The organism is Allobosea sp. GW821-FHT12C12 (genome assembly GCF_058807355.1).
Genome location: NZ_JBXAQP010000011.1, coordinates 109,088 through 135,568, shown reverse-complemented (window position 1 = coordinate 135,568; position 26,481 = coordinate 109,088). Strand labels below are relative to the sequence as shown.

The window sequence follows — 26,481 nt, the reverse complement described above, 5'->3', positions numbered from 1 at the left end:
TCTTTATGGTGCCTACTCTTCTCTGGGTAGGCGTCAGGCAGCGCTGGACTTCGTCGAGGAAAGGGAACGCTCTCGCTCGAACGTCGCCGGCAGGGCTTCCGCGACCAGCCGGCGGGTCTCTTCGGTGATGGGGAGCAGCGGCGCGATCACCTCGCCCGACGGGAAGCCGGACATGGTCAGGGCGGCCTTGATCGGCCCGGGGTTATGCTCGCGGTAAAGCAGGTTCACGGTCGGCATGATCGCCGCGTGAAGGGTCTTCGCCTCGTTCAGGCGGCCAGACGAGGCCAGCCGGTAGAGCTCGGACCATATCCGCGGGAAGAGGCACGACGTCGCAAGGAGGCCTCCCCGCGCGCCCATCGCGACGTGAAGAGGGAAGACGTTCTCCTCACCCGTCAGGATCGAGATTTCCGCGCCGGCCAGTTCCATGGCGCGCAGTTGGACCGAGAGGTCCTGGTTGCACGCCTTCATCGCGGCGACGCGGGTCTGGCGCGCGAGGGCGTCCACCGTCTCCGGCCTCAGCGCGACGCCCGTGCGGTACGGGATCTCGTACAGCATCAGGTCGGCATCGACGGCGTCGGATAGCTTCTTGAAGTAGTCGACGATGCCTTCTTGGGTGGGGCGGGCATAATAGGGCGTGACGACCAGCAATGCGCTCGCGCCGGCGCTCGCGAAAGCGCGGCTGGTCTCGACGCACTCTCCGAAGCCCGCCGACAGGACGCCTGGGATGACCGGCACGCGGCCGCCGGCAGCCTCCAGTGTGGCATCGAGCATCTGGCGGCGCTGGCGTGATGTCAGGGAGACGTATTCGCCGGTCCCGCCGATGGGGCAAAGGCCGTCTGCCCCTTCCGCGACGAGATGGGTGGCGAGCTTGCGAACCGCGGCGGCATCGACGTTACCGGAAGCGTCGAGCGGTGTCGGCGTTGCCGAGATGATGCCCTGGTAGGTCTGACCCGCGGCCTTCATGACGCCTTCTCCAGTTCGTTCGCGGCGATCGCCCGGTCGGCTACCGACATGGCAGAGCGGCGATGGTGACGGGAGGCGAAGCCTGCCGAAGTCTTGCCGGACGCGATGTCGTCCTCGACGAGCGCGGCGAGCCGCGCCGCGGCAGGTCCGTAGCCGCCGGCTCCGGGCGTCTCCACCGAGACAGCTGAGTCCGGTGTCAGCGTCATGCCGGTGAGCTTGCTCGGCAGGCTTTCGGCGCCGCCGTCTGACCGGTGGAGTTGAAAACGGCCCGGCTTGCCCGGCTCTCCTCCGAAGACGCCGGGGGGCGCATGCCTGAAGCGCTCGCCGACGCCGGAGAACTCGCAGGCGTGGTCGACCGGTCGGACGACCCGCCGGAGGCCGAGGCCGCCGCGGAAGGCGCCGGCGCCGCCGGAGTCGGGAACGAGGGAGTACTCCTCGACGCGTAGCGGGTACTCCATCTCGATCGCCTCGACGGGCAGGTTCGAGGTGTTGGTGATGTGGACCTGGACGCCGTCCTTGCCGTCGCGATCGTTCCGGGCCCCCATGCCGCCGCCAAGCGTCTCAAGGTAGACGTACGGCTGACCGGTGTGGGGGTCTGTGCCGGCGAAGACCATGGAGGTGTTCGCTCCGTTGGCGCATCCGATCGCACGCTCCGGAAGCAAGGGAGCCAGGGCCCCGAGGACGACGTCGATGACCCGTTGGCAGGTGTTCGCGCGAAGCGCGACCGCCGCCGGGGCAAGGCAGTTCACGATGGCGCCCTGCGGGGCGACGATCTCGAACGCCTGGACCACGCCCTCGTTGTTCGGCATCGAGGGGTCGAGTAGCGCCTTCAACGCGTAGCAGACCGAGGAGCGGACGGCGTTCAGCGTCAGGTTGATGTTGCCGGGCACCTGCGGAGCGGATCCGGAGAAGTCGAAGACCGCCTCGCTGCCGCGCTTGCGCACCGTCAGCGAGATGGCGACGTCTGACGTCCCGACGCCGTCATCGTCCATCATGTCGGAATGGGACCACTCGCCGTCAGGCAATCCTGCGATGGCATCGCGCATCCGGCCGCGGCTGCGCTCGATGATCTCGTCGAAGCTGCTTTCGAGAAGGCGCACTCCGTATCGCTCGCAAAGGCCACCGATGCGGTCCACCCCGAGCCGGCACGCGGCGATCTGGGCGTTAAGGTCGCCCTTACGCTCGGTGGGCAGGCGCATGTTGAGCAGCAGGATGTCGAGGATGTCGCGGACTGGCTTCCCGTCCCTAAAGAGCCGCACCACCGGGATGCGCAGGCCCTCCTGGTAGATCTCCGTCAGGCCTCCAGACATTGAGCCGCGAGCGGCTCCGCCGACGTCGGCGTGATGGGCGATGTTGCAGACGAAGCCCACCAGCTTGCCCTCGGCGAAGACGGGAGCGGCCAGGTTGATGTCGGGTAGGTGCGTACCGCCGGCGACATGGGGGTCGTTGCCGACGAAGATGTCGCCCGGCTCGATGTCGTCCGCGAAGCGATCTTGGAGGATCTCGACGAGCCCGCTCATGGAGGCGAGGTGGATCGGCAGGGCGTGCTCGGCTTGGACGACGAGCCGGCCTCGCGCATCGAGGACCGCGACGGAGTGGTCGTGGCGCTCCTTGATATTGGTCGAGAAGGCGGAGCGTTGGATCGTCAGGAAGCACTCGTCGGTCGTCGAGCGCAGCCCGTTCCAGAGGATCTCGAGGGTGATCGGGTCGAGACCGGCGCAGCTCACGGCTGGTGCTCCATGATGATGTTCAGGGCGTCGTCGACCCGGGCCGTCCAGTTCGGCGGCACGACCGTCGTGGAGTCGAACTGCGTGATGATGGCCGGCCCTTGCAGGATGGCGCCGATCTCGAGCCCCGAGCGGTCCACGATCAGCGTCGCGTCCGGTGCTTCAGGGCGGAACCAGGCTTCGGCCTGCTGGGCTTGCGTTTCGGTCTGGCGGCCGCGGAGGCGAGGCGCCGAGGTCTTCGACTGGGGCAGCTTCGCCCTCATGCGGATGTTGACGAGTTCGATCGCTGCGGTCGGATCGGCGTGGCCGTATTTCGCGGCGTGTGCCGCCAGGAAACGCTGTCGCAGTTCGGCGGGCGATGGCAGCCCGAGACCATCGCCAACAGGGATCGATATTTCGTAGTTCTGCCCGACGTAGCGCATGTCGAGGGAGGCGCCGAGCTCCAACTGGCCGGCCCCCTCGCTCCAACGCCTTGCCTGTGCGACGAGATCGGCGATCGCCGCCTCGATCGGCTCCTCGTCCTCGACGAGCTGCATCCGGCACGTCGTGACGAAGCTCTCCTGGATGTCGGACATCGCGACGCCCTCGGCGCAGAGAATCCCTGGGGAAAGGGGCACCAGGATCCTGCGGATCGAGAGCTCCTCGGCGACGGCGGCGGCGTGGAGGCCACCCGCGCCGCCGAACGGCATCAGCGCGAAGTCGCGCGGGTCGTAACCTCGCTCGACGGAGATCGCGCGGATCGCGCGGACCATGTTGGACACGCAGATGCGGATGATCCCAAGCGCGGTCTCCTTCATCGCAAGGCCGAGACTCGCCGCCAAGGGCGCGATCGCGCGCTCTGCGGCTTCCCGATCGAGCGCCATGCCGCCGCCGACGAGCGTCGCGGGGAGGCGGCCGAGAAAGGCGTTCGCATCGGACACCGTCGGCAGCGTGCCGCCGCGACCGTAGCAGGCTGGCCCTGGAACGGCCCCCGCGCTCTCGGGCCCGACCTTCATCAGGCCGTCGCGGCCGACCTGGGCGATCGATCCGCCCCCGGCTCCGACGGTGTTGATGTCGATCGATGGCAGGCGGACCGGGAACTCGGCGATGTCGCGCCCGTAGGTCATCGCCGCCGCGCCGTCCTCGATCAGGCAGACGTCGGTGCTGGTCCCGCCGATGTCGAGGGTGATCAGGTTGGCCTCGCCCGAGCGCGCGGCGACGGCGACGGCGCCGACGACGCCTGCCGCCGGCCCTGATAAGGCGGTTCGGATCGGAAGCTCCCCGGCGCGCTCGATCGCCATGAGGCCGCCGGCGGACTGGCTGATGCCGATCGCAACGCCCGGCGCGTGCTCCTGGAGGGTCGCTCCGAGACGCTCCATGTAGCGCGTCACCTTCGGCTGGAGATAGGCGTTGAGGACGGTGGTCGAGAAGCGCTCGTACTCTCGGAACTCCGGCTGGACTTCACTCGACAGCGAGACGTAAAAGTTCGGCAGTCGTTCGCGTAAGGCAGCGCCGATCCGCCGCTCGTGATCGGGGTTGAGGAACGAGAACAGCAGGCCGACGGCGCAGCAGTCGGCGCCACTGGCGGCGACGGCGTCGACCGCCGCTACGATCTCGTCGTCCGTCAGAGCCGTCACGACCTCGCCGCGGGGCCCGACGCGCTCCGCGATCTCGAAGCGGTTCTTCCTCGCCACGACAGGCGCTGGGGCGTCAGCCTTCAAGTCGTAGATTTTGGGGCGGACCTGACGTCCGATTTCGAGGAGGTCACGGAAGCCCTTGGTCGTGATCATCGCGACCTGCCCGCCGCTGCGCTCGATCAGAGCGTTGGTGGCCACAGTGGTGCCGTGCGCCAGGCGGGCGATCCCGCAGACTTCCACATCTGATTTCTCCGCAAGCTCGGCGAGGCCGGCCAAAATGGCGCGGGAGGGGTCGTCCGGGGTGGATGGGCGCTTGTGAACCACGACGTCCTGGGTGCCGGCTTCTACGGCGTAGAAGTCCGTGAACGTGCCTCCGACGTCGACACCGACGGTCCAGCTCATGATCATCCCTCTGTTGGATACAGTAAATATCCAAAATGGACACATTGTCAATCCAAGGCCTGATCCGGTATCCAAAGGGCAGTAGGAGGATCGTGGATGAGCCTGGCGCTTGCTGCAGACGGAGCCGTTAGGAACGGGGACCGGGTCTATGACGACTTGCGTCAGAGGATCCTCACGCTCGACCTCGTGCCGGGCTCTGTGTTTGATGAGGCGCGCATCGTGAGCGAGTTGGGGGTCTCGCGCACCCCCGTCAGGGAAGCCGTCATCCGCCTCGTATCCGAGGGGCTCCTCCAGAGGGACGGCCGCCAGATCCGCGTATCCTCGTTCGAGGTCGGTCAGCTCAGACCGTTCTTCGAGGCGAACCGTCTGCTATCCCGCTCGCTCCACCGCCTGGCCGCGATCCGGCGCACCCCTTTGCAACTTGAGCGGATCAGGTCGGAGATGTTGGCCTTCGAGAAGAGCATCGAGAACGGCAACGACGCGTTCATGAACGCGTCGAACTTCCGCTTTCACAAGGAGATTGCGATCGCGGCGGACTCCTCGTTCCTAGAGCAGACCTATTCGGACCTGCAGCTCGAGGCGATGCGTTTGTCGCGGCAATGCTTCGAAGTCGGCGATAACACCACGGACCAGTTCGAGGCGCACATCGCGCAGATCGTCTCCGATCACCGCGATCTCTTCAGGGCGATCGAAGGCAGATTGCCTGACGAGGCCGACTCTGTCGCGACGCGCCACTCCGACTTGTTCCGCGATAGGGTGGCTCGCCAGCTGCTGGGACCCCCAAATTCCTTGGGCGAGCCACAGCTGCGAGATCTTGGCTAGCAGACTAAGGTCTGTCAGGCGCGGCGGTGATTACTGCGGTCCTGCTTGAGGTGCGCCGCGGATTCATGTCGCGCCGGCACACCGTCTAGCGAACTGGCGAGCCGCACCGAAATACGCGCGGTCCGCGCGCTTGGTTGGCCAAACCGATAGGCGATGACCTTGCCCGACCAGGCGTCGGAGGATAACGGCGACGTAAGCGAAGCCTGCCGTGATGGCGACTTAGGCGATATGGGCCATCCAGCGCCGGTTCGGCAGGTCTGGGATCATGTCCTTCGCCAGGTTCGGGGCGATCGGCAGGTCATAATCGCTACCGGCGATGGCGACATCGCCGACATGGCTGAAGGTCATGATCGCGCATTACCGCCGACGCGATTGCAGTGCTTCGGCTGCGGGCGGGGACGTGTCGTGTTCCAATACCATGCTGGCCTGCTTAAGCTGCGGCAGAAGCGGCGAAGGTCGGGGGGCGGCAAGGCGCGCGCGGATACTGCCGTCTTCGCTCATGAGATCCTCGATGAACAGCGCGAGAAGCTGCGGCCGTCCGCTCACGCCCGCCTTACGGTATATGGCGTTGGTCTGCGCCTTAACCGTGCCCTCCGACGTGTTCCGCAGCGCTGCGATCTCAGCGATCGAAAGGCCCTTTATGGCGAGAAAGGCGACGTCGGCCTCGGCCGGAGTCACCTTCCAGGCTGCAAAGCGTTCCTTGAGCAACTCCATGAACGCGCCCGAAGCGAGGCGCAGCCGCTCCTCGGCGCGGCGCCGCTGCCGGTGGGAGTGCCAGAGTGCCGCTGCACCGAAAATCACTCCGCAGATCAGCCCCGCGGCGGCAGCGATCTCAGTCAATTCCCGCATCTGCCAGGAAGGCGGTTGTGTCGTGAACGACACGTACGATGACAGGATGTCGGAAACGAAGAACAGCGCGCTTGCGATCTGAAGGGCGAGAATTGCTATGAGGGCAATCACACGTGTCATGAGGAGGCCATGTCAGTCCTCACCGCGATGCCCTCCGTGATCGCGGTCTTCGCCCCTTCCGCGCGTGTCTCCGCCATGACTGCCGCCTGGCAGAGGCCCGCCGAAGGCTCGCATTTTGCCAGTTGGGTCCGTTAGAATGTCGCGCAGGATTTCGCCCGTCCTGGGATTGAGAACGATCTCACGCCTGTCCTGGGCAATACGTGCGCTGATTTGGACGCGGCCGAGCAGAGTGCGGCGGTAGGAGACATCGCTGTAGCCAGCCTTCTCCAGAAACTCGACCCATTCCTCGACGCGATCATCGTCGGCCCGGGCATCGATAGCGGAAAGAGTGACGGCAGTCGCGGCGGCAATCAGGAAACGGCGACGGTTCATCTCGGTAGCCTCGGCCCAGAAATAAGCGGGGAGCGCCGGCTCGGCAAGGCCGGCGTTCCCACAGCCATATGATGATCGCGATTAATTCTGGTGGCGGTTTTCGCCGTTGCGATGATCGTTCCTGCCGCTGTGATTTCCGTTGCTATCGCCATCGTGGCCGATGCCGTCATGGTTGCCGCCGCCCCTCTGGTCGACGAACACGCCCGGCGCGGTGTTCTCGCCCGCTCTGAGCGGCCGCGTTTCCGACTTCACGATCTCGCCGGTGGTCAGATCATAGACCTCCTCAACCTTGGACGATCCCTTGATCGCGTCAACCTCGGCGCGCCGGGAGCCGACCGAAACCTCGATACGCGTGTAACCGTCGGACTGGTATTTGGCAGTGACAGCTTCGAGATTCCAGCCACCCTTCGTCGCGCCGGGATCGACCGGCGCGAGGGACGTCTGCGAGATCGCAACGTAGGGAAAGGACATTGCCGATGTGACCAGAGCAGCGATTGCCAGAATGCGGATTTTCATCGTCGTGGGCCTCCTTCTGGTCGGGACGTGATTGAACCCGACGCGGCCATTGGATGGCGACGGCGCGTCCGCACAATTCATCCGCAGTTTAGGCCAGCCGCCATTTCACGCAGGTTTAGCTGGATAAACCTGAGTTTAGGAGACCATTCGCACGCGGACCCTTCGGCTCGGTCCGAAAACCTCCGTATGGACGGCACGTGCGACCCTTCAAATATCGCCTCTCAACTGGAGCGTGAACGCGTCTCCTGGCGGCGTATTTCCAGATAGCTGGATGGATTAAAGCTGTGTTCCGATATTACCGATGAGTTGCCCCTTGCCCACATAGGCGTGTTCAGTCTGACGAAGAACGAAACCCGCCGCCGGGGCACTGATCTCTTCGGAATTTGAAACGCTTCCGGCAGAGGGTGGAGCGTAGCCACGCAGAGAAACGCAATGTTCAACTAAACGGGCACGCGGCGCTAGCAGGCTGTATCGCTCGACGGACCGCCGCTGCGTCGCGGCGCTCCCATCGTGAATCTCGCCCATAAGCGGACCTTCGTCATGGTTGCCAAGGGACTCGTACACGGTCGCATCGGCGGGAACCGCCTGCCTTTGTCGCGCTTCACAGAGCAGATCGAGGCTCCTACACAAAGATCGTCCGGTTCCGGGTTGCGGAAGGCTTCCGCAGACAAGCCCCGAAAGGGGCTACAGATGCAGCGCAGTCGCAGCAATGAGCAGCGTCACCTCATCAAAATGCGGAGCAACGAGCTGGACCGCCAATGGCATGCCGCTTGATGATAGCCCAACCGGAACACTGATCGCGGGGTGGCCCGTGACGTTAAACGCGTTCGCCTGCAGCGCCCATGCCGCTGGATTGGGGGGCGGCATGAAGGCGGGTGCTGTATCAAGCGATATCGCCGTGAGAACGATGTCGATCTGCTGGAAGGCGCCATCGACCCCAGCCTTGAGGCGACGTCTGAGACGTTGTGCGTTGAGGTAGTCCGAGGCCGTCAACGTCGCTCCCAGAGCAAAACGGTTGAGCGTCAGCGTGCCATAGGCGCCAGGACGAGCGCTGAGATTTTCGCGATGGATGGCAAATAGCTCGGCCATCATCAGGACCCGGCCGCAAGCACCGAACAGTTTAAGATCGGGCAGGACGATGTCGCTAACCATCGCTCCCGCCTCGCGCAGTCGATCCAGCGCGCCGTCGATCGCCGCCGCGATTTCGCCGGAGAGAAGCGGGTGCCTGTCGAAGAAGGCGCGCGGAACGCCAATTCTCAGGCCGGAAACACCGCGACCCAGCCCCGAGGCGAAGTCGGGAACCGGCACGTCCGCGCTCGCCGGGTCGAGGGGATCATGGCCTGCCATCGTCTGTAATACGAGCGCGGCGTCCTCGACGCTGGCAGCAAGCGGGCCACAATGGTCGAGGCTCCAGGCCAACGGGAAGACGCCACGGCGCGAAACGCGGCCATAGGTCGGTTTCAACCCGACGACACCGCACCAGGCGGCCGGCCCGCGGATCGATCCGCCCGTGCAGGAACCGGGCGCGAAGCGGACATAACCGGCCGCGACAGCCGCCGCTGAGCCGGACGACGATCCGCCGGGAATATGAGCTATGTTCCGCGGATTGCGCGCCGGCGGAAATGGCAGGTCGAAGCTCGGGCCGCCGAAGGCGAATTCATGGGTCGCGAGCTTCCCGAGCAGGACGGCTCCGCCCGCACGCAGGCGCTCGACCACCGCGCTGTCGCTGTCGGCGACGTGGTCCATGCGCAGGCGGGAGTGGCAGGTCGTGGGCAGACCAGCGACGTCGTAGATGTCCTTGATCGCATAGGGAATGCCATGAAGCGGCCCGCGATCGTGCCCCGAAGCCAGTTCCCGGTCGGCCTGTGCAGCCGCGGCCCGGGCCGCATGAGGCTCGATGCGGACGAAGGCGCTGATCTCTCCATCTCGCGCCTCGATCTCGCCCAGAGCCCGCTCGGTCAGCGCCAGGGCGCTGGTGGTGCCGCTGCGCAGCCGCCGGCCCGCCTCCACGATCGAAAGGGAGCCGTTCATCGCGTGACGTCGAAGATCGTCGCGGGCTCGTCCGCCGGGTCGAAAGCCTGGTTCACCAGATCGACATGGGTGCGAAAGCCCTGCCACTCCGCAGCTACGCCGTCGAACTGCTCGGGCGTCAGCCGGATGCCGGCCCTTGCCAGCAGGAAGGCGAGCTCGTCCTCGGGAGTCATCCCTGCGCCGGAGCCGTCGTTCTCGCTCATGTGCCCTTGCCCAGATGAATTTCACCATCGACGACGATGGCGTCTCCAGTGATGAAAGCTGCACCCTCGATCAGCCACAAGATCGCCGCAGCGATATCGTCCGGCCGGCCGACCCGGCCGATCGCGGATTTCCGCCGCGCATCGTCCATGATCCGCTCATAGGCCTTGCCGACGCCATCGCGCATCCAGCGGCCGGCGATGCAGTCCGGACAGACCGCGTTGACCTTATCTCCGGCGCGAGCAGACGCGCCAGCGAACGCGTCATCGTGTTGAGCGCGCCCTTCGAAGCGGCATAGGGAATGGAGCTGCCGTCGCCGACCATGCCCGATACGGAGGAGAGGTTGACGATGGCGCCCTGCGCCGTCTTCCGCAATAACGGCGCGGCGGCGCGGCTCATCTGGAAGGCCCTCGCAAGTTGAGATCGCCTCGAAGACCTCCGGCATCACGGCGTCGAGGTCCTCATGCGGTATGAACCGCGTCGTCCCGGCAGAATTCACCAGAATGTCGAGGCGCCCCCAACGAACGGCCGCTGCGGCGACGAGAGCCGTGCAATCCTCGCCGCGTGACACGTCGGCCTGCACGGCCAGCGCTTCCACGCCTACTGCCTTGCAGGCCTCGGCGGTCGTGTGCGCCTCCGCCGCGCTGCGGCTGTAGTTCACGACGACATTGACGCCCTTGCGCGCCAGCCTCAGCGCGGTCGCGGCCCCTACCCCGGTGCCACCACCGGTGACCACCGCTGCGGCGCCTTCAAGCAGCATGATGGCGCTCGCCCGATGCTGCGCGCTCGACTCCCAGTTCGTCCAACAGGGCGACGAGTCTTTGCAGGTCGTCGCCCACAAGCGGTTGCGCGGGAGGCCGAGGATCCCCCGCGGGCAACCCCACGAGATTGAGCGCCGCCTTCAGCGGAGCCGGCGCCGTGCCCGTCGCGAGCAGGAAGGCGTAGGCCCGCGCAATGCGCAGATGCATCGCCCGCGTCTCGTCCGTCCAGGCCGCACGCGCCATCTCCGGCAGGCGTGCACAAGCCGGGCCGAACAGGTCGATGCCGGTCGACATGATGCCGGCCGCCCCCAAAGCGAGGCCCGGCATCAGGAGATAACCGCAGCCCATGAACATCGCGAGCCTGTCCGAAAAGCGCGCGATCTCGTTCGTGATCGTCAGGAAATCGCGGGAGGACTGTTTGACGCCGACGAGTTCGATCTCGTCGAGCAGAGCCTGAAGCGTATCGCCCTCCAGCGGCACACCGAAATGGCGCGGATTGTTGTAGGCGATCATCGGCAGGGGGCAGGCGCGGTGGATCTCGCGGTAGCGCGTGACGATCTCCGATCGCGTGCCGCTGTGGATATAGGGCGCCGGGGCGACGAGCGCGGCGTCGCAGCCGGCTTCTGCGCCGGCCGCGACCATACGCGCGGTCTCGGCCGCGGTGAAGGCATGCGTGCCGATCGCTCCCATCACCACCGGCAAACGGCCGGCGGCGACACGCACGGCGATCTCGGCCATGCGCCGCCGCTCGTCGAGGCTCAGCAGCGAGGCCTCGCCGTTGTCGGCTGCGATGACGAGCCCGACCGAGCCTTGCGCGAGATGCCAGCGCAGGATCGTCTCGAAGGCCTCCGGCGAGAAGGCGCCGGCGCGATCGAACGGCGTGACGACGACCGAGAACAGACCCTTCAGGCGATCGCGCAGCGGATTGGGCGCCATTTTAGCTCCATCTGTCGGGAAACGGGCCGCCTCAGGCGGCGAAGACGCGGTCGAGCCGGTCGCGCAGCGTATAGTAGCCGCCGACGACCGGCAGGAACCACGGGTCGCCGCTGTAGCCGGGTACTGGGATGGCGGGGAAAGGCAGGCCGTCGATGGCGCAGGGCCTGTCCTGCCGGCCGGCCAGCTTGAGGCCGAGCTGATGGCCGAGATAGCTCATCATCATCACGCCGCTGCCGTTGCAGCCGGCGACATAGTGCAGCCCGTCCTCGCTGCCCATATGCGGGATGTTGTCGAGTGTGAAGGCGACGAAGCCCTTCCAGCAATGGCTGATCTGGACGTCACGCATCTGCGGCCAGACCCCGCACATGAAGCCGTGCAGAATGCGTGCGGCCGAGCGTTCGTCGATGTCGCGGAATTTCGCCCGGCCGGCGAAGACGATGCGGCGTCCGTCCGGAGAACGCCGGAAAGCGTAGAGCGCCCGCTTGGTGTCGCCGCCGGTCCGGTTGGTCGGCATCAACTTCTCGGCGAGCTGCAGCGGCATCGCTTCGGTCGCGACCATATAGGCGGTGACGGGAACGAGACGCTTGCGGATGAACGGGCTCAGGCGGTCGGTATAGGCGTTGGTCGCGACGACGACCTGCTCGGCGTGGAGCGTGCCGCGTGCCGTGGTCAGCCGATAGCCGCCATGGCCCTTCTCCAGCCCGGTGACGCGGGCTCGGCCGCAGATGACGGCGCCGGCCTCCTCCGCGAGACGCCGGATCTCGCGGTAGAGCTTCGCCGGCTGCAGCGACCCGGCCTCCTTCGCGACGATGCCGCCATGGTAGAAGTCGCTGCCGATCTCGCTGCGCTGCTCATCGCGCGCAATCAGCCGGACCGTAAGGCCGAGCTCGGTGCGGAAGCTCTCGGCCCGGCGCTCGTAGGACTGATAGGCGGCTGGACTATGCGCCCCCATGAAGCGGCCGCACTCCACATAGTCGACGTCCAGCTTCTCGTCGGCGATGAGACCGGTCAGGAAGCGCCGCGCGCGCACGGCATCCTCCTTCATCAGCGCCGCGCGTTCGCGCCCGATCGTTTTCTCGAGCTGGACCGGCAGCTTGCCGATGCCGCCGACATGGCCGTGGTTGCGGGTGCTGGCGCCAAAACCTGGATCCTCCGCTTCGAGGACGACGACACTGGCGCCAGAGCGCGCCAGCGCTGTCGCCGCCATCATGCCGCAATACCCGCCTCCGACGACGGCGACATCGGCCCGCACCGGCACTGAGGCATTGGCAGGGGCCAGCGGCGCGTCCTCCCACCAGAACGGAGACGCCTTGAAGTCGGCCGTCAGCACGTCGCGCGTCATGATCGAACCTCTCAGGCTGCGATCCATTTGTTCCAGCGATCGAGCGTGGCCGCCCGATTCGTCTCGACCCAGTCGGCGTCGATCGCGATCGGGCGTGTCTCGGGCACGAGTTCGCGTCGCTCCTGCGCCGTCAGCAAGGCCTGCGCGGCGCGGTTTGTCGTTGCATAGCCCATCTCGCGGGCGAAGGCGGCGTGGCTTTCCGGATTACGCATGTAGAAGTCGATGAAGGCGCGGGCGGCGTTCGGATGCGGCGCGCGCTTCAGGATCGCCCAGGAGCCCTGGTCGGCGATGGCTTGGTTGAAGGTCCATTCCAGCGGCACGCCGGCCCGCTTGGCGGCGAAGGCGGTTCCGCTCCACATCATCGTGGCCGCTACCTCTCCCGAGCGCAGGATCTGCTGGCTCTGAGCGCCGGTCTTCCACCAGACCGTGACATGTGGCTTGATTTCGTCGAGCTTCGCGAAAGCGCGGTCCAGATCGAGCGGAAAGAGCTTGTCGCCGGGCACGCCGTCGGCCAGCAGGGCCAGCAGCAGTGTATTGGCCCAGGGATTGCCGTAGCTCGGCAGGGCACGACGGCCGGGGAAGCGTTTCACATCCCAGAAATCGGCCCAGCTCTGCGGCTTTCCGCTCGGAAAGGCCTCGGGCATGTAGCTCAGCACCAGTGCCCCGGTGAGATACTGCACGCCGTAGCGCCCGCAGGCGGCCTCGGTGCCGTCGCTCGCGACATGCGGCAGAGCGGCACAATCGCCGAGATCGACCAGATAGTCCGACAGCTTGGCGAGCTCGTAATATTGCGGGGAGATGATGTCCCATTCAGCCTTGCCGGCGGCGTGCATGGCGACGGTCTTGGCGATCATCTCGCCATAGGACGTGCTGACAGGCAGAATCTTGACGCCGGTAGCGGCGGTGAAAGGATCGAAGAAGTTTTTCTTGAGGGCCTGTTCGAAGGCCCCGCCGGTCGTTCTGACGACGAGCGTGTCCTCCAGCTTGCTCTGTGCAAGACCGGGCGCCGCCAGCGCTGAGAGAGCGCCCGCTCCAAGGCCCTTCACGATCTGTCGCCTGTCGAGATCCATCCTGCCCTCCCTGATCGCCCAGTGACCAAGCCCGGCTCGCTTAAGCGCTTATTGATCTAATAACCGGGTTGCCAGACAAATATCGCGTTTGGTATTTCAAGGCAAGCATCTGCCCAAAGGACAGGCTTGTCAGCGCGACGGAAGATCGTTGTGATCGGGGCGGCATCGTCGGCACGCTGATCGCGTGGCATCTGGGCCGACGCTGTCATGCGGTGACACTGCTCGATCCTGAGCCGCCGGGCAGCGGCGCCTCTTCCGGAAATTCGGGCTGCCTTAGCCCCTCCAGCATCATACCGCTCGCTGGGCCGGATGTGCTTGCGAACCCATTTCAGGCTGACCGGCGCACGCAAACGGCCGAGATCATCGACGACCTCGTCGGCGGCAAGCCGCCGCGCATCGACCTGACGCCTCTTTCACCTTCGCGTTTCGCGTGAGCGGACAGGCGCGGCGACCGCTCCAGGCCACACTGGTCTGCCGCGCGGAAAGAAAGCGATTGCGTCGCGGAACATGATCTCATAGTTGTCAGGCAACCTGATGAATTAGGCGAGCATGATGACACCCCACCTGATGAAGGCGTTTCCGCGTACAGATCTCGAAGCCGAGCGCGGCGAAGGCTGCTACCTTTTCGATCGGGAGGACCGCCGCTATCTCGATTTCCTCGGCGGGGTCGCGGTCAACGCATTCGGACATTGCCACCCGGCGCTCGTAAAGGCGCTGTGCGAGCAGGCCGGCAAGCTCTGGCACGCCTCCAACATCGTTCGCATTCCTGAGCAGGAACGCCTGGCCGACCGCATCTGCGAGGCCAGTTTCGCTGACGCCGTCTTCTTCACCAACTCCGGCGGCGAGGCGATCGACTTCGCCCTCAAGCTGGTGCGGCGCTACTTCCGGAACCAGCCGGGCTCGCAGCGCTGGCGGGTGATCTCCTTTGCCGACGCTTTCCACGGCCGCTCGATGGCCGCGATCGCCGCTGGCGGACAGCCCAAGCTCACTCAGGGCTTCGAGCCGGTCATTCCAGGCTTCGACAAGGTCCCGTTCGGCGACATGGGCGCGCTTCGCGTGGCGATAGGCCCGGAGACCGGCGCAATCCTGCTCGAGCCGATCCAGGGCGAAGGCGGCATCAGGCCTTTCACCGTGCCGATGCTGGCCGAGATCAGGGAACTCTGCGACCGTCTTGGCCTGCTGCTGGTGCTCGACGAGGTTCAGACCGGTTTCGGCCGGACCGGAAAACTCTTCGCCCATGAGCATGCCGGCGTCGTTCCCGACATCCTGGCGGCGGCGAAGGGCATCGGCGCCGGCTATCCGATAGGCGCAGTGCTCGCGAACGCGAAAGTCGCCGATCTCGTCACGCCTGGCAGCCATGGCTCGACCTTGGGCGGGGCGCCTCTCGCAAGTGCCGTCGGAAATGCTGTGATGGATCTTCTGCTCGACGGCGACCTGCTCGACGCCGACGGCTCGAACGGCCGCGTGACGCGAATGGGAGGAATGTTGCGCGCCAGACTGGAGGCGCTTGTCGCCGAGTTCGACGACATCCTGCTCGACGTGCGCGGACAGGGCCTGCTCCTCGGCCTCGGTTGCAAGGTCGAGAACCGCAGCCTGATGGCGGCGTTGCGGGAACGGGGTCTGCTGACCGCGCCGGCTGGACACAATGTGATCCGCCTGCTTCCCCCGCTGATCATCGACGAGAACCATGTCTCCGAGGCCGTCGAGATTCTGGCGAGCGCCTGTCGAGACATGCGCGCGGCAGCGGCGGCCTAGAACGGCGAGGACGAGGAACGATGGCGAGAATTCTGAAGCAGGGCATCGACGCGGCCGTCGCCCGGGACGCCGACCGGAAGGTGCGCGAGACGGTCGAGACGATCCTCGACGACATCGCGGCGCGCGGCGATGCGGCCGTGCGAGAGTATTCACAGCGCTTCGACGGCTGGTCGCGCGAGGATTTCCGCTTGACCGACAAGGAAATCCGGGAGTGCCTCAACGAGCTCGACTCCCGTGCCCTGGATGACATCCGGTTCGCCCAGGAGCAGGTGCGAAACTTCGCAGGTTACCAGCGCGCCACGATCACCGATCTCGAGGTCGAGACGCTGCCAGGCGTCGTGCTGGGCCACAGGAACATTCCGGTCAACGCCGTGGGTTGCTACGTGCCGGGAGGGAAATACCCGCTGCTCGCCTCGGCGCATATGTCGGTGATCACGGCCAAGGTCGCAGGCGTGACGCGCATCGCCACCTGCGCCCCGCCGTTCAAGGGCAGGCCGGCCCCGGCAATCGTAGCGGCCCAGCACCTCGCCGGCGCCGACGAGATCTATGCTCTGGGAGGCGTCCAGGCTATCGGCGCGATGGCTTTGGGGACGCAGAGCATGGCGCCGGTCGACATGCTGGTCGGGCCCGGTAATGCGTTCGTCGCCGAAGCCAAGCGCCAGCTTTTCGGCCGGGTCGGCATCGACCTCTTCGCCGGCCCTACCGAAACCCTCGTGATTGCTGACGAGACCGTCGACGGGGAGATCTGCGCCACCGACCTGCTGGGCCAGGCCGAGCACGGCCCGAACTCGCCGGCCATCCTGCTGACCAGCTCGGAAAAGCTCGCTCGCGAGACGATGGCGGAAATCGAGCGCCTGCTCGGTGTGCTGCCGACCACCGAGATCGCGCGCAAGGCCTGGGCAGACTACGGCCAGGTGATCGTTTGCGAGGACGATGAGGAGATGGTCAAGGAGGCGGACCGCATCGCCTCCGAGCACGTGCAGGTGATGACGCGGGACCCGGATTTCTTCCTGCGGCGGATGACAAATTACGGCGCGCTCTTCCTCGGCCAGCGCACCAACGTTGCCTATGGCGACAAGGTTATCGGCACCAACCACACTCTGCCGACCCTGGGAGCGGCCCGCTACACCGGCGGTCTCTGGGTCGGCAAGTTCCTCAAGACCTGCACCTATCAGCGTGTTCTTACCGACGAGGCCAGCGCGACCATCGGCTCCTACTGTTCGCGCCTGTGCATGCTGGAGGGTTTCGCCGGCCATGCCGAACAGGCGAATATCCGGCTTCGCCGTTTCGGCGGCGTCAACGTGCCCTACGCCGAAGCGGCACCGTGACCGACGCGGCCTGGCCCTCACTGCCACCGCTGCCGAATTTCCGCCTCGACGGCAGGCGAGCGCTCGTCACGGGTGCAAGCAGAGGCATTGGTTTCGCCCCGGCCGCAGCCCTGGCGGCGCAAGGCGCCGGGGTGGTGCTCTGCGCCCGCTCGGCGACGGCCCTGGAGGGGGCGGGCAGGGAGGCCAAGCCCTGCTTCGTGGGGCATGGGCCGATGGAGAACCGCCATGGCCTTCTGGCCGACGCCGGCCTGACGCAAGCCGACGGGCATGCCGGGCGGGCGGCGGCGCTGCGCATGATCGAGCCGCACGCCGGGCGGCCGTTGGCTGATCGTCGAGGCCGGTCCGCGGGATCGCGGCCATCTCGACCTGGTCGCGCCCGCCGCCATCGTCATCGGAGCCGGCAACCGTGGCGAGATCGCCTTCGGGCCGAGGCAGGCCAGCCTCGACCTCTCCTCCAGCCTCGCCTGGTCTTCTTCACAGGGGCCGGCTTCGACGAGACGGACGAGATCACCGGCGATGGCTCCGCCGAACCGCGCGACGACGGCGCGATCGGGATCTCCTTCGCCTGTCACAATGGCGACGAACTCGTCCTCAAGGCCAGACCAGAACCTTCTCCAACAGCCTGCTAGGCGCCATTGCGCTGTTGCGTCAGCCGCTTGATCGCGTTCTGCAGATGGGTGGCGGCGGCACTTCTCGCCGCTTCGCCATCCTTCGCCTTGATGGCGTCGAGGATCGCGCGGTGCTCGTCCTGGACCTGGCGCGAAAGGCTGCGCCTCGCCGAATTCGTGCGCGCGGCCCCGATGAAGCCTCTCACCCGGGTGTCAAGAAAATCGAACATGTCGCGGAAAACGGGATTGGCGGTCGCATCGACGATGGCGCGGTGGAAAGCGACATCCTCATCAACGCCCGAGCGTTCTTCGACGATGGCCCGCTCCATGGCCTCGAACTGAGCGGTGATCATCGCCAACTGCGGTTTCGTCCTGCGCGTCGCCGCGAGCGCCGATGCCGCGGATTCGAACGCGACCAGAAGTTCGACGACATTCTGGATCTCGGCGGCGTCACCCAGATCGAGCACCGATAGTCGGAAGACCGGCGTGGCGCCCTCCGCCACGAAGGCTCCTGCCCCCTGCCGCGAACGGACGAGACCGTCCTGCTTCAGTCGCCCCAGCGCCTCGCGAATGATCGCCCGGCTGACGCCATAGGTCTCTGACAGCTCGCGCTCGGTCGGAAGCTTTTCGCCCGACTTGTATCGGTCCTCGCTGATCTCGCGCCGCAGCCGGTTGGCGACCGTGTCCGCCAGCGACGGCGCCCTGGCCAAGATCGTGTCCATGGAATGGCTCATCCAAACTGCCGATATGTCTCGTTATGCTTACACTTGCCCTGGCAACGGACCAATCTTTGATCCGCGGCCATTCACGGCATTCTTCCCGAAACCAGACGATCGACGCCGTCGCGGAACGTGTAATATCCGCCGACCATCGGCAGGAACCATGGCCGCCCGCTATAGGCGGGCATGGTCGGAAAACGCAGGCCGTCGAAGCCGGACGGCCGCTCCTGAGCGCCGAGGATCTTAAGTCCGATCTCGCGCCCGAGCCAGCTCATCAGCGCGACCCCCGCCCCCTGGCAGCCGGCGGCATATTGGACGCCGTCATACTCTCCCATATGCGGCATGAAATCGAAGGTGAAGCCCACCAGCCCCTTCCAGCCATGCGAGATCCGGTAAGGAAGCAGCTGCGGCCAGACCTTGGACATGAAGCCGTGCAGGATCCGGGATGACTCCGCCTCCGGAATGTCGCGGAACTTGGCGCGCCCGGCGAAGACGATGCGCCGGCCATCCGGCGAACGGCGGAACGCGAACAGGGCACGCTTGGTATCGCCCCCTGTGCGATTGTTCGGCAGGAGCTCGCGCGCCAGATCCTCCGGCAGCGGTTCGGTCGCAACCATATAGGCGGTCACCGGAACGAGGCGACGCTGAAGATAGGGCGTCGCGGGACTGGCATAGGCATTGGTTGCGACCACGACATGCCGCGAGCGCACCGTGCCGCGCGCCGAGGCTGTGACGAAGCCTCCGCCCTGCCGCTCGATCGTGGCGACGGGGCTGCGCCCACACAGGACGGCGCCCGCCTCCTCCGCCAGCCGCCGCATCGCGCGATGGAGCTTCGCAGGCTGCAGCGCGCCGCCCTCGGCCAGCGTGATGCCGCCGAAATAGAAATCGCTGCCGATTTCGGAGCGCTGTCGCTCGCGCGGGATGGTGGCCACCGTCAGACCCATGTCGCGACGCCACGCCTCGCCGCGTCGCATTAGTTCGTTGAAGGTGGCCTTGCTGTGCGCTCCGACGAAACGCCCGTTCTGGACGTAGTCGACATCGTGGACCTCGTCGCGCAGCAGATCCCGCAGATAGGTGGCCGCCCGCCGCGCATCCTCGCGGATCAGGCCCGCACGCTCCGCTCCGTAGCGCGCGTCGATATCGAGCGGCAGCTTGCCCGCGCCGGCGACATGGCCGTGATTACGTGTGCTCGCGCCGTATCCAGGGTCCTGAGCCTCAACCACCACCACAGAGCGCCCGGCCTGCGCCAGCACGCGCGCGGCGGAAAGGCCGCAATACCCCGCCCCGACCACCACCACGTCGCACTCCGCTGGCGGCGCGGCATCGGCACGGACCAGCGGCGCCTCGTCCCACCAGAGCGGCGCGGCGCGGAAATCCTCAGTCAGAACATTCGCTTTCGCCATGGGCGTCTTTCGTCGGCACGGAAATTCACGGAACAGGTTGCACAATCATAATCCCTGCGATATTTGTCTGGCAACCTGCTAACTATACGAGGTGCGGCGCCCTTCCCGGGCGCCCGAAAAACAGAGGTGAGCCATGAGGATCGATCGTCGTCAGGTGCTGCTGGGCGGGATGGGCACAATCGCCGCCGGCGCGTTTCACGCCGCGCCGGCCGCAGCGCAGGCCGCCGGCGGTAAGCTCGAAGGCACGCTGGTGATCCGCACGACCGGCGGTGTCTTCGAGGCGGCGCTCAAGAAGAACTTCTTCGATCCCTTCACCAAAGCCACGGGCGTCAAGGTCGTTCCGGTCGCCGCCTCCTATGGCGACATGATGGCCAAGGCGACCGCGATGCAGACATCCGGCAATGTCGAATGGGACATCATCTCCCCGCAATATTACGAGCTCTCCAAGCTCTCGCATCTGGTCGAGAACCTCGGTGATTGCGCCGCGATGCCCAACGTCGCTTCCCAGGGCATTCCGCGAGCCTGCGGCGGGTATGGCGTGCTCTATCTCACTGGTGGCCAGGTGCTCGCTTTCGATCCGCAGACCTTCAAGGACAAGAAGCCCCAGACCTGGGCCGATTTCTGGGATGTGAAGGCCTTTCCCGGTCCGCGCGCACTGCCGAATACCGGCAGCCCCTGGGCCAATCTGATCGTGGCGCTGATCGCCGACGGCGTCCCCGCCGACAAGCTGTTTCCGCTCGATCTCGACCGCGCCTTCGCCAAGCTCGATGCCATCAAGCCGCATGTCGCCGTCTGGTGGAAGACCGGCGCGCAGAGCCAGCAGGTGATGCGTCAGGGCGATGCCGTGATGAGCCTGATGTGGAGCGGCACCGCCTACGCCACGAAGAAGGCCGGCGTCGCCTTGGATTGGAGCTGGAGCAACGCGGTCGCGGATTTCGGGGCCTGGACCATCCTGAAGAATGCGCCGCACCCCAACGCCGCGCGCGCCTTCATCGACTTCTACATGGGCAACCCCGAGAACCACGCCGCCTTTTCGCGTGAGATGGGCTATTCCACATCGAACAAGAAGGGCCAGGAGCTGCTGACCGAGGAGGAAAAGGCCGAGCTCGGCGCCAAGCCCGAGATCGTCGAACAGATCATCATTCCGGACGCCGACTGGCTCGAAAAGAATCGCGCCATGGCGCTGGAGCGCTGGAACCGCTGGCTCTCCGCCTGACGGCATCCGAATGCGGAAGGCCGTGCCGCGGCCGGCCTTCCGCTCCTGCCTCCAACAGCTTGGCCTCCATGAGCCAGACCCCTCATCCCGACTGGAAGCCCCTGCCCTTCTGGTGGGAGGCGGCCCCGCTCGCCCCTCGCGATGCGGCGCTGCCGCAGCGGGTGGATGTCGCCATCGTCGGGAGCGGCTATTGCGGCCTCCATGCCGCGCGGGTGCTGGCACAGGCCGGGCTTTCAGTCGCCGTGATAGAGGCGGGCGATCCGGGCTTCGGCGCCAGCACGCGCAATCACGGCATGCTGAGCGGCGGCCTGAAGGTGCCGGCCGATCTCGACAAGCGCCTCGGCAAGGATTGGGCCGATGCGGTCAGGGCCACCGCCTTCGAGTCCTTCGACTACATGAAGCGCCTCATCGCCGAGAACGAGCTGGACGTCGATTACCAGCCGACGGGCCGCTTCATCGGAGCCCATGCGCCAAAGGCCTACAAGACCCTGGAAGCCCGCGCCGACTATCTCCGCAACGCCTATGGCTACGACGTGCGCATGGTCCCGCGCGAGCAGCAGCGGACAGAGGTCGGCAGCGATTTCTACTATGGCGGCTACGTCATCGAGCAGGTCAGCGGCATGCATCCAGCCAAGCTGCACCGTGCAGTGCGCGATCTGGCCGAAGCCGCGGGCGCTACGGTCCACGGCCGAGCCGAAGTCCTCTCGATCGACGGGCGGCCCAGGTCATTCACCGTGAAGACCAGGCGCGGCGAGGTGAAGGCCGACAAGGTGTTGCTCGCGACCAACGCCTATACGAGCGCATTCAACGGCAGCGTCTTCCCTTATGTGAGGCGGCGGCTGGTCCCGGTGACCGCCTACATGGCTGCGACCGAGGAGTTGCCGCCGGATCTCGCGCGTTCGCTGCTGCCGACCAACCGCATGTGCGGCGACACCAAGCGCTCGCTCTATGCCTTCCGTCTGTCGCCAGACGGCCGACGGATCATCTTCGCGGGCCGGGCGAAGTTCCGCGACATCGACGAGGCGGAAGCGACGCCGATCCTGCATCGCTTCATGCGCGACGTCTGGCCCGAGATCGCTCCCTATCGGGTGACGCATTGCTGGAAGGGGCTGGTCGCATTCACCTTCGACGCCGTGCCTCATCTCGGGGAGCATGACGGCGTGCTCTATGTCGCCGGCTGCCAGGGCAACGGCGTCGCCATCATGTCCTATCTTGGCTACAAGGCGGCCCAGAAGATCCTGGGCGGCAGCGACCGCCAATGCGGGCATGACGGCATCCCCTTCCCGACCAGGCCGACCTACACGGGCAATCCATGGTTCCTTCCCGGGATCGGGGCTTACTACAAGACGCGCGATGCTGTGGACCGCTATCTCGCAGCGTGAACCGGAGGTTCCATGCCCAATCTCGACATCATCGGCGAATATGTCGCCGCGACGCCCGGATCCGCGTCGGCCTTCGAGAAAGCCAAGGACATCTTCCCGGGCGGCGTGACGCATGACGTGCGTTACATCCTGCCTCATCCGATCTTCGTGACCCAGGCCAAGGGCTCGCGAAAATGGGACGTCGATGGCCGCGAATATGTCGACTATCAGGGCGGGCATGGAGCACTGATCCTCGGCCATGCCCATCCGCAGGTGAATGAGCGCATCGCCGAGCAACTGGCACGGGGCACGCATTACGGTGCAAATCACGAGCTGGAGCTACGCTGGGCCGAGCTGATCCGCGAGATGGTTCCCTCGGCCGAGCGGGTGCGTTTCACCGGCTCCGGCACCGAGTCGAGCCTCATGGCCTTCCGGATAGCGCGGGCGGCCACGGGCCGGCGCTTGATCCTCAGGCTGCGCGGCCATTTCCACGGCTGGCACGACCATGCCGCCTTCGGCGTGGTCAACCATTACGACGGAACGCCGACCCCGGGCGTTCTCGACCAACTCGCCGAGAGCGTCGTGCTCGTCGAACCGAACGACGAGGCCGATCTCAGTCGTGTCATCACCGAACATGGTAGCGACATCGCGGCCGCGATCGTCGAGCCAACAGGCTCGATCTACGGACAGGTGCCGCTGCGCCGCGCCTTCGTCCAGCGGCTCCGTGACCTGACCGGGCAGAGCGGCATCGTTCTGATCTTCGACGAGGTCGTCACGGGGTTCCGTGTCGCGCCGGGCGGGGCGCAGCAGGCGCTCGGCATCACGCCCGACCTGACGACGCTCGCCAAGATCCTCGCTGGTGGCCTGCCGGGCGGAGCCGTCGTCGGGCGGCAGGATCTGCTCGACCATCTCGACCCCGAGACGGCGCAGCTGAAGAAATTCGAGAAGATCGGCCACCAGGGCACTTTCAACGCCAATCCGCTCTCGGCCGCCGCCGGCATCGCCACGCTGGAGCTGCTCAAGGACGGTAGGCTGATCGCCGCCACACAGGCCTACGCCGCCAGGGTCCGCGATGGCGCCAGGGCGATCTTCGTCGAGGAAGGGCTGCCCTGGAGCAGCTATGGCAGCTTCACCGGCTTCCACTTCTTCCTTAATCCGAACGGCCTGCCGCTGTCGCCCGACACCTTTGATGCCGAGGCCATGCCGGCGAGCGACCTGCGGGTCGCTCGCAACGGACCGCTCAACGTGAAATTCCGGCTGGCGATGCGTCTGCATGGCGTCGACCTGTCGGCCTGGCCCGGTGGCCCCTGCAGCGCCGTCCATGACGAGGCCGATCTCGACAGGACGCTGAGCGCACTGAAAAACAGCCTCGCCGATCTCAGAGCCGAGGGCCTGCTGGGCTGAACGTCCGAAACCGCATTCCCTCAATGGAAAGAGCGCGGCACCGATGCAGCGCTCTTTCTTTGTCAGACGAGGCAAGCCGAGCCAAAAACCTCAGGCCGCCTTCGCACCGTCACCGCCCTTGACCAACGTGCCGCCCCACATCAGCAGCACCGTCGCGACGACGAAGATGGTCGAGGCCGCAGCGATCAGCGGCGAAAGGTTAAACTCGATATCCTCCATCAGCTTGCGCGTGATGGTCTTGTGCTCGACACCCGAGATGAAGAAGGAGACGACCGTCTCGTCGAAGGAGGCGAGGAAGGCGAAGATCGAGCCCGCCGCAACCGCCGGCATGATCAGCGGCAGGGTGATCAGCCGAAAGCAATCGAAGCGCGAGGCGCCCAGATTGAGCCCAGCCATCTCGTAGGACGAAGGCACGCGCTGCAGCGCGGCCGTCACAACCAGCAGCACATAGGGCACAGCCAGCGCCGTATGCACGAGCACGAAGGCGAGGCGCGTGCCGATGAGGCCGAGTGGCGAGAGCTGGAAATAGACGGCGATCGCCACCACCACATGCGGGACGATCAGGGGCGCCAGCATCAGCGCCGTAAGGGTTTCCTGCCCCGGCACCCGCCCGCGCACCAGGGCGACCGAGGCCATCGTGCCGATCACCGCGCTCGCGACAGTCGTCATCGCCGCGATCTGAAGTGAGAAAAGCGTGGCGTCGATCCAGGCCGGGTCGGAAAAATAGGCGGCATACCAGCGGGTCGAGAAGCCCGTGGGCGGCAACTGGAGATAGTTCGTCGGGCTGAACGACATCGGCACGACGAGGACAGTCGGCAGAATCAGAAAGACCAGGATGACGCCGCCGAGCACCATCAGGGGCCACGAATTCTGGCGCGGGCTAGTCATGAGCAATCACCCTGTCGAGCTTAAGAAGGCGCTTGAAGACGATCGTGACGCCCAGCGACAGCACGAGGAGCACGAAAGAAAGAGCTCCGGCGAAAGGCCAATCGAGAAGCTCGAGCGCCTGCTGGCCGATGAGCGTCGCGATCATCAGCGTGCGCGGGCCGCCGAGCAGCGCTGGCGTGACATAGAAGCCCAGCGACATGACGAAGACGATCAGGCAGCCGGCAAAGACACCGGGCAGGCTGAGCGGCAGCGTCACGCTCCAGAACACGTTCCAGCGGCTGGCGCCGAGATTGAGCGCCGCCCGCGGCAGGTCCTCCGGAATGCTTTTCAGTGCGGTCGCGACCGGCAGCACCATGAAGGGCAGCAGGACATGCGTCATCGCCATCAGCACGGCGCCATCGGTATAGAGCATGCGCAGCGGTTTGTCGGTCAGACCGAGTGAAAGCAGCCAGCCATTGATCAGGCCGTTGCGCTCCAGCAAGATGATCCAAGCGTAGGAGCGGATCAGCACCGAGGTCCAGAGCGGAACAAGGACGCAAATCGTCGCGAGCTTCGCGAACCAGCCGCCTCTGCGAGCCATCAGCAGGGCAACGGGATAGCCGATGAGGAGCGCGAGGAAGGTGCAGGCGCCAGCAATCCAGAGCGTCCGGACGAACACCTGGATATAAAGCGGCTCGTTCCAGATCCGCGCATAGCGCGCGAAGCCGAAGGTCGGCTCGGTGAAGCTGGTCAGGATCAGCCGTCCGATCGGCAGGAAGAAGGCCCAGCCCAGCAGCAGGATCAGCGGCGCCAGCAACAGCAGCGAAAGACCGAGCGAAAGCTGTCCGCGTGAGCGGCGCGATCCGGTTTTGCGAACCGCGGGAGGCGCCAGATCGGCAGGGGATGTGGTCGCGACGCTCATGACGCGCCGTGGAAGGTAATCGCGGCCTCCGGAGCCCAGGTTGCGACGACGCGCTGGCCCGTTGCGAAATCGGGAGCCGCGGCAGGATTCAGCGCGGCGACCAGGCTGCCACCGCCGTCGATGTCGAGATGGAAGTGCAGGCTCGCGCCGTTGAACACCGTGTGCCTGACCGTCGCGGCCAGTTGCGGCGCACCGGGCTGCAGACCCACCTCCCCTGCGTGAAGGCTCATCGCCTCGGGACGGACGGCGATGCGCACCGCCTCGCCCTTTCGCGGCACGGCCTGCCCGCGGGCAAGCCGCGCGACGGCGCTCATCGCGGGTCCTCTGGCGCGGCAGAAGCCGTCGGAGGCCTCGTCGACCGTCGCCTGGAGGAAGTTCATCTCGCCGAGGAAATCGGCGACGAAGGGGTTGGCGGGGTCGTCATAGAGCTCGCGCGGCGAGCCGAGCTGGCTGAGGCCGCCCTGGCTCATCACCGCGACCCGATCCGACATGGTCAACGCCTCCTCCTGATCATGAGTGACGTAGATCACGGTCGCGCCAAGCCGGCGTTGCAGTTGCTTCAATTCGATTTGCATGTGCTGGCGCAGCTTCTTGTCGAGCGCGCCCAGAGGCTCGTCCATCAGGATCACCGGCGGATCGAACACGATCGCGCGCGCCAGCGCGACGCGCTGCTGCTGGCCGCCTGACAGGGCCGAGGGCCGCCTGTCGCCGTATCCGGCGAGCTGGACCATGTCGAGCGCCCGGGTGACGAGCACCTGCTGTTCCGCACGCGAGATGCCCCGCATCCGCAGCGGAAAGGCGATGTTCTCCGCCACCGTCATATGCGGGAATAGCGCATAGCGCTGGAAGACCATGGCAATGTCGCGCTTGTTCGGCGCGACATGCGTGACATCGCGCCCCGCGATGGCGATCGTCCCGGAATCGGGCTCCTCGAAGCCCGCGAGCATCATCAGCAGCGTCGTCTTCCCGGAGCCCGAGGGGCCGAGAAGCGAAACGAATTCTCCAGGCGCCACGGTCAGCGAGACGTCGGCGACCGCCTGCACCTGCCCGTAATTTCGGCTGACCCTGTCGATCCTGACCTCGACCCCGAGGCCGGCCCCGCCACAACCAGACGTCATTGGCATGGCAGAAGCCTTGCTGCCCGCCACCACCGGAGTTGGCTCACGCTCC

The 26,481-nt window shown here is 66.1% G+C and carries 26 protein-coding genes and 1 pseudogene; 8 read left to right on the top strand and 19 right to left on the bottom strand.

Annotated elements, in window-relative coordinates; genetic code table 11:
* Window positions 1-33 precede the first annotated feature (33 nt).
* The 3 genes from dapA to AC1RRW_RS16590 are packed head-to-tail and all read right to left on the bottom strand — an operon-like array spanning window position 34 to window position 4,783.
* Window positions 34-963 (bottom strand): 4-hydroxy-tetrahydrodipicolinate synthase, encoded by a 930-nt coding sequence (gene dapA / locus AC1RRW_RS16600; protein ID WP_492901981.1) that lies wholly within the window; start codon window positions 961-963, stop codon window positions 34-36.
* Window positions 960-2,690: a hydantoinase B/oxoprolinase family protein gene (locus tag AC1RRW_RS16595; RefSeq protein ID WP_492901979.1), complete on the bottom strand. Its 1,731-nt coding sequence runs from the start codon at window positions 2,688-2,690 to the stop codon at window positions 960-962. The genes dapA and AC1RRW_RS16595 overlap by 4 nt, the downstream gene beginning before the upstream one ends.
* Window positions 2,687-4,783, bottom strand: coding sequence for a hydantoinase/oxoprolinase family protein (locus AC1RRW_RS16590; protein ID WP_492901977.1), 2,097 nt, complete (start codon window positions 4,781-4,783; stop codon window positions 2,687-2,689). The genes AC1RRW_RS16595 and AC1RRW_RS16590 overlap by 4 nt, the downstream gene beginning before the upstream one ends.
* Window positions 4,784-4,804: 21 nt before the next feature.
* On the opposite strand from AC1RRW_RS16590, the gene AC1RRW_RS16585 reads away from it, so the two are divergent.
* Window positions 4,805-5,530: a GntR family transcriptional regulator gene (locus AC1RRW_RS16585; protein WP_492901976.1), complete on the top strand. Its 726-nt coding sequence runs from the start codon at window positions 4,805-4,807 to the stop codon at window positions 5,528-5,530.
* A gap of 219 nt (window positions 5,531-5,749) precedes the next feature.
* Here AC1RRW_RS16585 and AC1RRW_RS16580 read toward each other — a convergent pair whose 3' ends face one another.
* The 10 genes from AC1RRW_RS16580 to AC1RRW_RS16535 form a co-directional block, all read right to left on the bottom strand.
* Window positions 5,750-5,878 (bottom strand): hypothetical protein, encoded by a 129-nt coding sequence (locus AC1RRW_RS16580; protein ID WP_492901974.1) that lies wholly within the window; start codon window positions 5,876-5,878, stop codon window positions 5,750-5,752.
* A gap of 9 nt (window positions 5,879-5,887) precedes the next feature.
* Window positions 5,888-6,499, bottom strand: a complete 612-nt coding sequence (locus AC1RRW_RS16575; protein WP_492901972.1) for a helix-turn-helix transcriptional regulator — start codon at window positions 6,497-6,499, stop codon at window positions 5,888-5,890.
* A gap of 12 nt (window positions 6,500-6,511) precedes the next feature.
* Window positions 6,512-6,871 (bottom strand): hypothetical protein, encoded by a 360-nt coding sequence (locus AC1RRW_RS16570; RefSeq protein WP_492901971.1) that lies wholly within the window; start codon window positions 6,869-6,871, stop codon window positions 6,512-6,514.
* An 81-nt stretch (window positions 6,872-6,952) separates the two neighbouring features.
* Window positions 6,953-7,387, bottom strand: coding sequence for a hypothetical protein (locus tag AC1RRW_RS16565; protein WP_492901969.1), 435 nt, complete (start codon window positions 7,385-7,387; stop codon window positions 6,953-6,955).
* A 684-nt stretch (window positions 7,388-8,071) separates the two neighbouring features.
* Window positions 8,072-9,418: an amidase gene (locus AC1RRW_RS16560; protein ID WP_492901968.1), complete on the bottom strand. Its 1,347-nt coding sequence runs from the start codon at window positions 9,416-9,418 to the stop codon at window positions 8,072-8,074.
* Complete coding sequence (locus AC1RRW_RS16555) at window positions 9,415-9,621, bottom strand: hypothetical protein (protein ID WP_492901966.1); 207 nt, start codon at window positions 9,619-9,621, stop codon at window positions 9,415-9,417. The genes AC1RRW_RS16560 and AC1RRW_RS16555 overlap by 4 nt, the downstream gene beginning before the upstream one ends.
* Window positions 9,618-10,379, bottom strand: coding sequence for an SDR family oxidoreductase (locus tag AC1RRW_RS16550; protein ID WP_492901965.1), 762 nt, complete (start codon window positions 10,377-10,379; stop codon window positions 9,618-9,620). Before AC1RRW_RS16550 ends, AC1RRW_RS16555 begins: the two co-directional genes overlap by 4 nt.
* Window positions 10,369-11,316: a dihydrodipicolinate synthase family protein gene (locus AC1RRW_RS16545; RefSeq protein WP_492901964.1), complete on the bottom strand. Its 948-nt coding sequence runs from the start codon at window positions 11,314-11,316 to the stop codon at window positions 10,369-10,371. Before AC1RRW_RS16545 ends, AC1RRW_RS16550 begins: the two co-directional genes overlap by 11 nt.
* 31 nt (window positions 11,317-11,347) lie before the next feature.
* Window positions 11,348-12,658, bottom strand: a complete 1,311-nt coding sequence (locus AC1RRW_RS16540; protein ID WP_492901962.1) for an NAD(P)/FAD-dependent oxidoreductase — start codon at window positions 12,656-12,658, stop codon at window positions 11,348-11,350.
* Between the two features lie 11 nt (window positions 12,659-12,669).
* A complete protein-coding gene (locus AC1RRW_RS16535) occupies window positions 12,670-13,728 on the bottom strand; it encodes an ABC transporter substrate-binding protein (protein ID WP_492901960.1) in 1,059 nt (352 codons plus the stop codon).
* Between the two features lie 68 nt (window positions 13,729-13,796).
* Between AC1RRW_RS16535 and AC1RRW_RS16530 the strand changes: the two genes are divergently transcribed.
* The 4 genes from AC1RRW_RS16530 to AC1RRW_RS16515 all read left to right on the top strand — a co-directional run bounded on the left by AC1RRW_RS16530 (window position 13,797) and on the right by AC1RRW_RS16515 (window position 17,440).
* A complete protein-coding gene (locus tag AC1RRW_RS16530; RefSeq protein ID WP_492901958.1) occupies window positions 13,797-14,162 on the top strand; it encodes an FAD-dependent oxidoreductase in 366 nt (121 codons plus the stop codon).
* A 115-nt stretch (window positions 14,163-14,277) separates the two neighbouring features.
* On the top strand, window positions 14,278-15,483 hold the full coding sequence (locus tag AC1RRW_RS16525; protein WP_492901957.1) for an aspartate aminotransferase family protein: 1,206 nt from the start codon (window positions 14,278-14,280) through the stop codon (window positions 15,481-15,483).
* A gap of 20 nt (window positions 15,484-15,503) precedes the next feature.
* A complete protein-coding gene (hisD, locus tag AC1RRW_RS16520) occupies window positions 15,504-16,811 on the top strand; it encodes a histidinol dehydrogenase (protein WP_492901956.1) in 1,308 nt (435 codons plus the stop codon).
* A complete protein-coding gene (locus AC1RRW_RS16515; RefSeq protein ID WP_492901955.1) occupies window positions 16,808-17,440 on the top strand; it encodes an SDR family NAD(P)-dependent oxidoreductase in 633 nt (210 codons plus the stop codon). The genes hisD and AC1RRW_RS16515 overlap by 4 nt, the downstream gene beginning before the upstream one ends.
* On the opposite strand, the gene AC1RRW_RS16510 is transcribed toward AC1RRW_RS16515, so the two are convergent.
* From AC1RRW_RS16510 to AC1RRW_RS16500, 3 genes and pseudogenes are all read right to left on the bottom strand, one after another.
* Window positions 17,437-17,922, bottom strand: coding sequence for a FadR/GntR family transcriptional regulator (locus AC1RRW_RS16510; RefSeq protein WP_492902007.1), 486 nt, complete (start codon window positions 17,920-17,922; stop codon window positions 17,437-17,439). The two genes, AC1RRW_RS16515 and AC1RRW_RS16510, sit on opposite strands and share 4 nt — an antisense overlap.
* A 9-nt stretch (window positions 17,923-17,931) precedes the next feature.
* A pseudogene (locus tag AC1RRW_RS16505) lies at window positions 17,932-18,141 on the bottom strand (FadR/GntR family transcriptional regulator); the annotation flags it as partial.
* Window positions 18,142-18,224: 83 nt separating this feature from the next.
* Entirely contained in the window at window positions 18,225-19,541 is a 1,317-nt protein-coding gene (locus tag AC1RRW_RS16500; protein WP_492901954.1) for an NAD(P)/FAD-dependent oxidoreductase, read from the bottom strand.
* 133 nt (window positions 19,542-19,674) lie between these two features.
* Between AC1RRW_RS16500 and AC1RRW_RS16495 the strand changes: the two genes are divergently transcribed.
* The 3 genes from AC1RRW_RS16495 to AC1RRW_RS16485 all read left to right on the top strand — a co-directional run bounded on the left by AC1RRW_RS16495 (window position 19,675) and on the right by AC1RRW_RS16485 (window position 23,522).
* Window positions 19,675-20,757 carry an ABC transporter substrate-binding protein gene (locus AC1RRW_RS16495; RefSeq protein ID WP_492901952.1) on the top strand — a complete coding sequence of 361 codons (1,083 nt, stop codon included), beginning with the start codon at window positions 19,675-19,677 and terminating at the stop codon, window positions 20,755-20,757.
* Window positions 20,758-20,825: 68 nt separating this feature from the next.
* Complete coding sequence (locus AC1RRW_RS16490) at window positions 20,826-22,139, top strand: NAD(P)/FAD-dependent oxidoreductase (protein WP_492901951.1); 1,314 nt, start codon at window positions 20,826-20,828, stop codon at window positions 22,137-22,139.
* A gap of 12 nt (window positions 22,140-22,151) precedes the next feature.
* The gene (locus AC1RRW_RS16485; protein ID WP_492901949.1) at window positions 22,152-23,522 is read left to right on the top strand and encodes an aspartate aminotransferase family protein; all 1,371 of its coding nucleotides are present in this window, start codon (window positions 22,152-22,154) and stop codon (window positions 23,520-23,522) included.
* Window positions 23,523-23,612: 90 nt separating this feature from the next.
* Here the strand turns inward: AC1RRW_RS16485 and AC1RRW_RS16480 are convergent, their stop codons facing one another.
* Genes AC1RRW_RS16480 through AC1RRW_RS16470 form a run of 3 tightly spaced genes read right to left on the bottom strand, consistent with a single transcriptional unit; the run spans window position 23,613 to window position 26,435 of the window.
* On the bottom strand, window positions 23,613-24,410 hold the full coding sequence (locus tag AC1RRW_RS16480) for an ABC transporter permease (RefSeq protein ID WP_492901947.1): 798 nt from the start codon (window positions 24,408-24,410) through the stop codon (window positions 23,613-23,615).
* Window positions 24,403-25,311, bottom strand: coding sequence for an ABC transporter permease (locus AC1RRW_RS16475; protein ID WP_492901945.1), 909 nt, complete (start codon window positions 25,309-25,311; stop codon window positions 24,403-24,405). Before AC1RRW_RS16475 ends, AC1RRW_RS16480 begins: the two co-directional genes overlap by 8 nt.
* Window positions 25,308-26,435, bottom strand: coding sequence for an ABC transporter ATP-binding protein (locus AC1RRW_RS16470; protein WP_492901944.1), 1,128 nt, complete (start codon window positions 26,433-26,435; stop codon window positions 25,308-25,310). The genes AC1RRW_RS16475 and AC1RRW_RS16470 overlap by 4 nt, the downstream gene beginning before the upstream one ends.
* Window positions 26,436-26,481: the final 46 nt, after the last annotated feature.